Annotated in this window: 7 protein-coding genes; 2 read left to right on the top strand and 5 right to left on the bottom strand. The window is 43.6% G+C overall.

Features of this window, described 5'->3' with window-relative positions; all coding sequences use genetic code 11:
* Positions 1-298: 298 nt before the first annotated feature.
* Together lldD and ACED48_RS09930 are read right to left on the bottom strand one after the other, a co-directional pair.
* Positions 299-1,438, bottom strand: coding sequence for an FMN-dependent L-lactate dehydrogenase LldD (lldD, locus tag ACED48_RS09935; protein WP_017054952.1), 1,140 nt, complete (start codon positions 1,436-1,438; stop codon positions 299-301).
* Positions 1,439-1,642: 204 nt separating this feature from the next.
* The gene (locus ACED48_RS09930; RefSeq protein ID WP_017054951.1) at positions 1,643-3,337 is read right to left on the bottom strand and encodes an L-lactate permease; all 1,695 of its coding nucleotides are present in this window, start codon (positions 3,335-3,337) and stop codon (positions 1,643-1,645) included.
* Between the two features lie 248 nt (positions 3,338-3,585).
* Between ACED48_RS09930 and ACED48_RS09925 the strand changes: the two genes are divergently transcribed.
* Positions 3,586-4,503, top strand: coding sequence for a LysR family transcriptional regulator (locus tag ACED48_RS09925; protein ID WP_017054950.1), 918 nt, complete (start codon positions 3,586-3,588; stop codon positions 4,501-4,503).
* Between the two features lie 322 nt (positions 4,504-4,825).
* On the opposite strand, the gene ACED48_RS09920 is transcribed toward ACED48_RS09925, so the two are convergent.
* Together ACED48_RS09920 and ACED48_RS09915 are read right to left on the bottom strand one after the other, a co-directional pair.
* Positions 4,826-5,407, bottom strand: coding sequence for a YqaA family protein (locus tag ACED48_RS09920; RefSeq protein ID WP_017054949.1), 582 nt, complete (start codon positions 5,405-5,407; stop codon positions 4,826-4,828).
* Between the two features lie 195 nt (positions 5,408-5,602).
* Entirely contained in the window at positions 5,603-6,166 is a 564-nt protein-coding gene (locus ACED48_RS09915; protein ID WP_017054948.1) for a porin family protein, read from the bottom strand.
* 449 nt (positions 6,167-6,615) lie between these two features.
* Between ACED48_RS09915 and ACED48_RS09910 the strand changes: the two genes are divergently transcribed.
* A complete protein-coding gene (locus ACED48_RS09910) occupies positions 6,616-6,774 on the top strand; it encodes a hypothetical protein (RefSeq protein ID WP_017054947.1) in 159 nt (52 codons plus the stop codon).
* A 29-nt stretch (positions 6,775-6,803) separates the two neighbouring features.
* Here ACED48_RS09910 and ACED48_RS09905 read toward each other — a convergent pair whose 3' ends face one another.
* Positions 6,804-7,718, bottom strand: coding sequence for a mechanosensitive ion channel family protein (locus ACED48_RS09905; RefSeq protein ID WP_017054946.1), 915 nt, complete (start codon positions 7,716-7,718; stop codon positions 6,804-6,806).
* Positions 7,719-7,738: the final 20 nt, after the last annotated feature.

Below are 7,738 nucleotides of genomic sequence, written 5' to 3'. Positions count from 1 at the left end.
CCCTCAACAAAGAGTAAAACGCTTTTAGCCGAACCCTTCGGGCAGCGTTTGCTGGCCATTTCTACTACGTTATCGGCTTCTCATGTAGGCTAGCTACACATCGACGCCTCTGCCTTGTATAAATACCCAGCAACTCGCTGCAAAAATCAGCTCGAAAGATCAACACGCCCTAGCTTTTTATTTATTTTCCAGTGCTTAAACGGTGTCACAACGGCAGTGTAATTGCTGTGACACCGATTGAACTTCAGTCGAAGTAGACCAAAGCATTAGTCCGAATCCGAACCTAAGTCGTTGAGGTTTAATCTAGCCCCACCAGAGAATCACGGGTTAAGTCTTTGATTGTCTTGGCGCCAGTTAGAGTCATCGCAACGCGCATCTCTTTGTCGTAAAGGTCGAGTAGGTTCTCCACTCCTGCTTGTCCTTGCGCTGCTAACGCGTAGACGAAAGAGCGACCAAGCAAGGTGCAGTCTGCGCCCATCGCCATCATGCGAACCACATCTAAGCCAGTACGAATACCAGAGTCGACCAAAATCTTAGTGTCCCCTTTTACTGCATCTGCAATTGCAGGCAAGGCTTTGGCACTCGATAGAACACCATCAAGCTGACGGCCGCCATGGTTTGAAACCACAATGCCGTCTGCACCAAATCTCACTGCATCTTTTGCATCTTCTTCATCAAGAATGCCTTTGATGACCATTGGGCCGTCCCAGAAATCACGGATCCACTCTAGGTCTTTCCATGAAATCGACGGGTCGAAGTTGTCACCCAACCAACCGATGTAGTCTTCAAGTTTGGTTGGAGAACCGCGGTAAGTAGAGATATTGCCAAGATCGTGTGGTTTACCCAACAAACCAACATCAACAGCCCAACTAGGATGACGCATCGATTGAAATACACGACGCATCGCTGCATTTGGTCCGCTCATTCCTGAGTGCATGTCACGGTAGCGAGCACCCGGTACGGGCATATCAACCGTGAAGACTAGTGTGGTTACGCCTGCTGCTTTTGCGCGTTCAAGAACGTTCTTCATGAAGCCACGGTCTTTTAGCACGTAAAGTTGAAACCACATTGGGCGTTCAATCTTAGGTGCCACTTCTTCAATCGGGCACACCGACACGGTCGACATCGTAAAAGGAATGCCTTTGTTATCGGCGGCTTTTGCTGCTTGTACTTCACCACGTCGTGCGTACATGCCCGTTAGGCCAACCGGCGCTAAGGCAATCGGCATCGCTAGCTTTTCACCAAACAACTCGGTTTCTAAATTTAGTTCCGACATGTCATTGAGGACACGCTGCTTGAGCGCAATCTCAGCAAGGTCAGCCGTGTTACGGCGTAGGGTATGCTCTCCGTAAGAGCCGCCATCAATGTAGTGGAAAAGAAACGGAGGCAGTTTCGCTTTTGCTGCGGCGCGGTAATCAGTCGATGCGGATATGATCATAATTTCAGTCCTAAATTCTTGGGATGTTGCCCTTCTATGAGAGCTTAGCTTGGGCTGCATGTTTTCTTTATAAAATGGCGTTAATACCCGAAGGGTTGATGTGTTCTAGTGTCCATTCCGAAACTCATCAACTGTCTTATGAGACGGTGTTGCAGTCGGGGGAATTGGGTACTAACGCCAAGTGCTTTAGTAACGACTTATGGTTTACATAAGCACGTCTGTCATTTTGAATCCGTAGATAACTACGAGGCCGATGATTCCACTCATTACTAAGTAGTAGAACGTTGGGATAATTGTTTTACGCAGTGTTGCACCTTCACGCCCTAGTAGACCAACCGTTGCCGATGCGGCGACCACGTTGTGAATCGCAATCATGTTACCGGCGGCGGCACCCACGGCTTGCAGGGAGACAACTACAACGCTAGATATATTCAGAGTTTGCGCGACTTCGAACTGAAATTGGCTGAACATCATGTTCGATACTGTGTTCGAACCTGCAATGAATGCACCTAAAGCACCAACTGTTGCACTCAGCGCGGGGAATGCTCCGCCCACTAAGTCAGCCGCGAAATTCGCAGTGGTTACTGGCATACTTGCCAAATCAGCACCGTTCACGCCAGAGTTAATGAAGATACGTACCATCGGGATAGTGAACACCAGCACAAAGCCTGCACCAATCAGGGTTTTACTTGATTCACCAAAGGCTTTTACTAAAGGTGCTGCGCTGCGTGACTGTATTAGAACTGCAACTAATGCTACGAATACTAAGATACCGCCAGGTAGATATAGAGGCTGAATCGCTGTGCTTACGCCGGTTTCGCCAAGGATGTTACTGAAAGAAAGGCTAACGCTCTTAAGCAGGCCTTTGAACTCAGGGCTCACACGGCTAGCAACCAGAGTGACAGCGAGCAGTACATAAGGTGCCCACGCCATCGCCATACTCATTTTCTTATGGCTTTGATTGTTGTCATCAAGGTCGATTTTCAAAGAACCTAGCCATTCAGCAGGCCATTTGTCTTCGCTTTCGAAATCCCACTTTGACTTTGGAACAAGGAAGCCACGTTTCGCTGCCGTTACTACAACCGCAAGGCCAACCAAACCACCAATTAGTGATGGGAACTCAGCACCGAGGAAGACACCAGTGAGTGCGTAAGGAATGGTGAAAGCAGCCCCTGCGAACAGTGCGAACGGTAGAATATCTAAACCTTCAGTCCAACTTTTGTTCTTACCGAAGAAGCGAGTCAGCATCATTGCCATAAGCACAGGAATCATCACACCAACGCAGGCGTGGATGATCGCCACACTTGATGTGATCTGTTGTAGGTAAGCATCCCATGTTGAACCATTGGCAATTAGGCTTTCACCGATGTTGTGCGTATCCAAACCTTTGTTCACACCAACGATGATAGGTGTACCAACCGCGCCGAACGATACCGGTGTAGATTGGATCATCATACCCATCAATACCGCAGCCAGCGCTGGGAAGCCGATAGCAACCAATAGTGGTGCAGCGATGGCAGCCGGTGTGCCGAAGCCAGATGCGCCCTCAATGAATGAACCAAAACACCAAGCAATGATGATTGCCTGAACACGACGGTCTGCTGATATGTCAGTAAATCCGTTGCGAATGGTGGTGATAGCTCCGGTGTGTTTCAAAGTGTTTAATAAGAAGATAGCGCCAAACACAATCCAGAGAACCGACACCGTAATGCCGAAGCCTTGGAATACGGAAGCCAGCACGCGAGTGCCAGACATATCCCAACTTAATAAGGCGATAGCAACGGTCAATGCAAATGCCACTGGCATCGCTTTTTTCGCAGGCCAATTCAGGCCAACCAGCAGAATAGCTGCAACAACTATTGGTGAAAAGGCCAATAGAGCCAGTAGAGTTTCACTCATGGGTACTTCCTCGTACTTGTTTTTCAAACGTTCATGTTTGAAGTGAATAACACGTCATTAGTTTTGTAGGTGTAATTTGAACCCTGTAGATTCAATTGTTGTAATTAGAGTGTCTTTATTTTTAATCGATCCGATTGCAAAAGCTGTTTTTGTAATTGTTTTGTTAATTTGGCGTGAATCTACCCCTTTATTTTTTATTGATATAGGGAAATAATGAAAATAATTAATTCCAAAATTGGCATAATCAGATGCGAGCAGATGATTTGATCCTGTTTTCACAGGTAGTGGAGCTGGGTAGCTTTAGTAAGGTGGCAGAGCAAAATAACCTTACAAATTCGGTAGTTAGTAAGAGAATTGCGCGTTTGGAAGAAGAGATTGGCGTGCAATTGTTATATCGAACAACACGTAAATTAACGCTTACCGAGGCGGGTAAGGCTATGTTACATAGCGCCAAAAATGTGAAGCAGGCGGCTCAAGAGGCTATGGATGCTGTTTCAGGCTTTGGTGAAAATGTCAGTGGCCACATCAAGATGTCAGTGCCTACTATCTCCGGAGATTTGATTCTCGCAGACGCTGTTGCTGAATTTTGTAATATGCACCCAGGTTTAACTGTCGACATGTCTCTTAATAATCGATTTGTTGATTTGGTCGAGGATGGCCTCGACTTGGTGATTCGAACCGGTTATTTGGAAGATTCCAGCCTCATTGCACGTCATATATTGGATTCACAATGGGTGGTGTGTGCTTCCCCATCTTATATAGCAAAAAACGGTAAGCCTATGCTGCCCAAAGAGTTAGTTGAGCACAATTGCTTGCAGTACGCTTACCAAACAACGGGTGCCAGTGAATGGCAATTTTTGCATAGTAAAGACGGTTTCACCGATAACGATAAGTACATCGTGCGTGTCTCGGGCTCTTTCTCGACAGACAACGCGACCGCTTTACGCAAAGCAGCCTTGGGTGGTCACGGTATCGCGTATGTACCGCGTTGTTTGGTGTATCACGATATTCGCAACGGCCAGCTGGTGGATATCTTCCCTGACTTAGTCGGTAAAAAGCTGGGTATTTATGCGGTGTACCCATTTACTCGCCAGCCGCCAAACAAGATTAAGTTATTGATTGAACACATCAGAACTCGCTACCTGACGATTTCACACTATTTTTAAGCTATGAGTTTGAAGCTTAGGTTTCCAAAGTTACAGCTTCCAAACAACGTTATAGCGTTACCATCACTTTAAATAAGGATCACGATGAGCTATTTAAAAGAGTATCAATAATCTTGCTCAGATTTACTCGTTAAGTCGATAAACTTATTCTCCAATTATAAGAGTCCTTGAAGTTTGGCTTTTGGGGGGGAGTTTCTGCGCAAGCAATGCTGTTCATCCATGTTGTTAACTAATAATCTAGTTAACTGGAGTGGTAAATACTCGAAAGGTTCACAAAAGAAAGCTAATGCGAGTAATCGAACCTTCAATGAACACCAGTAAACTATCTACCATTCATACTTAGGTACCAAGCGACTATTAATACCAACGTTATAAGGCCTAATGTTGCAAATTGATATTTTTTTATCAGTTCTTCTGCTTTGTTCCCAGCAATATATACTACCAACGCGATACCAAAGTACCTAATGGCACGAGATAAGCCTGTAGCGAGTAGAAATAAAGGGAGTGAAAAATGAGTAGCTCCTGCTGCCAACATAGCAATTTGGAAAGGAATGGGTGCGATGCCCAAGGTCATGACAAACCAGAAACCCTCGGTTCTTATCCGTAGCATGGCAGTATCTAATTTTTGCTCTGTTACCCAATGAGTGACTACCCAGTCACGTAGTAGTTCGAAAATATAGTAACCAAACGCATACCCCAACAGTGCGCCGACAACACAGCCTAGAGTCGCCATAAGTGCAACTTGCCAAAGCTTATCGCGTCGTTTTTGCAACAACGGAATAAGCAATACTTCCAATGGAATAGGTACAATCGTAGATTCAAGAAGAGAGGCAGTGAAAACACCACTCAACATATTTTGAGACTCAATCAAGTCTTTGGCTTTTCGTTTTAGTATTTTAAGCATGAAATTTTCATCCTTCAAAGTGGTACGGATTGAGCCTTAAAAGCTAACTGCGCCTCTCTTTGTCAATAGATCATAATAACTTTCCTCTTCGTGCATCATTCAGGCTTATTTGATTAGCTTAGAAATAGCCCACCCTGCTATAAAACACATCCAGATCCTAACACCACTTTATTAAACTCAGTCTTATGAACCGCATTAGAATCGATATTCCACACCTAACGATACTTGGTTAAAATCTGTTTCTGTGCTTGCACCATTCGTAACATTCTCTGCATTGAGTTCTACGTCGTACCACATATATTCAGCATTGATTAAGAATTGATCTGTCATTTTGAAACCCACACCGGCGCCAGCGAATACACCTTCGTCGTCTTTACTGCCCCTGAAGTCCGCAATATTGTAGTCTGTCGTGTACCACATTTGACCACCTTTTGCGTAAAGATCAACACGCTTAGCAATAGGAGCTATAACTTTTAGAGCAGCGGTATAGCCGTCTGTTTCGGTATTAGCTAAATTATTACCATAGCTACCAAAATCAATATACCCCCCCTCTAACGCTAAGTAAGGGTTAAAACGATAACCGACTAAACCTTGAGTAGCATCGCTGTCATCATCAAAGTCATCTTGCCCATCAACTTTCAAATAACCATAGTTGGCACCCACATAAACACCATGCTCGTTGGAGTCCGCAGCGTGTGAAAGAGTATTAAAGGTTGTTAAAGTAAAAAGGCTAATCAAAGTAACAACATTGCTTTTCATTTCGTTCTCCTAATATAAGTTCCATTCAAATATCGATTTATATAGAGCAAAAGAAATGCCAACTTTAAAAACCACTAAAAGCATACTAAAACTAACATAACATTAACAAAATCCGGTTGAATATCGATAAAGGAACAAAAATTAATCTATTTATTACCTTATAAAAACATTTTAATATTAAGGTAAATACACATCGTGAAAAATATTCTTGTTGTTATGTAACTTTTTCAAAAAAATAATAAACATAGATTTTTCTAAACTCGATTCGAAACCACCTATTATTTAGTGAAATTTTAAAATAAATGTGATGACTCTAATTACCAGTTAAGGTGAGAGCATGAAAACGAAGCTATTAGTCGTTTGGGATAGGCTATGTTGCCCAAAGGGTTTATCATGGATACTCATTGCAAAGTACCCTCAGATAATGCGTTCACAACACAGGTATTTGCATGGTTTCATGCCTATCTTACTTCTTCGAATGGATTGAGTACTGCCGAAAACCAGAAAAGCCATCGCTTAACATCACAAGTACTGAAAATCAGGGTGATGGCAATGGCTTGGCTCAAACTGAGGTTAACAATGACAAGCAAACACCGCCAGCATCATAAGAGGCCGTGTGACGTGTGCTCATGAACAATTACATCTTAGCGACATTATTCGTTACTATGCTTGATAGGCTTTCTCCTCCTTTCGCCTCAAAGTCCAGTGTTCGGATAGGAAACGGAATCGTGATACCAGCATCCGACAGTGATTCCTTAATCGCTACAATGCTGTCATTTTGTGCTTCCATGTAACCAAAGTCGCCAGGGTAATCAATCCAAAACCATACCAACAAATTGATGCTACTATCGGCGAAACTAGCAGCATGAACCGCTGTGTCTTCGTGGTTGCTCACATAAGGTTTTTGATTAATAGCTTCTATTATTACTTTGGTCGCTAAATTAGGACAGTCCGCGTATGAGATACCGACAGGAATTTCTATTTTTCTGAGACCTTTTCGGCTGTAGTTCGTCAATATGTTACGAAAAACCATTTTATTTGGAATCATGACGTGCTGACCTGAAAACGTCTCTACAAGAGTATTGCGCAAATTAATTTGAATAACTTGCCCCATAACGCTGTTGGATTCGACAATATCGCCTATTTTAAATGGCTTGCGGATACTCATCGTGATCCCTGAAATCAGGTTTTCGGTCATATCTTGAAAAGCAAAACCAATAGCAAGCCCCAAAATACCCGCCCCTGCTAGGAGTGATGTAACCGTACCTTGCAATCCAACAAAGTCTAAAGCGACAAAAAAACCGACGGTTATAATGATCACTTTAACAATCGATGCTAATAAGTTGGTTGCTTCCTTTGAATCTACGACTCGGTTGCTCAAGTTCCTAAATAATCGACCGCCTAGGTTGGCGATAAAGATAAAAGCAAACAACGTAAAGAGCGCAACAATAAGATTAGGAATCAACTTGATGGTTTCAACAAGCCAATGCTCCAGCTTTTGCTCAATTAAATGGTTAAACTTCTCAATGTCGAAAGAGAGATTCATCTCCATGGTGATGTCCTTCATTCATG

It is taken from the genome of Vibrio sp. 5S239, assembly GCF_041439575.1.
Classification (GTDB): Bacteria; Pseudomonadota; Gammaproteobacteria; order Enterobacterales; family Vibrionaceae; genus Vibrio; species Vibrio kanaloae.
The sequence above is the reverse complement of the archived record's forward strand: the minus strand, read 5'-3'. Positions and strand labels throughout refer to the sequence as shown.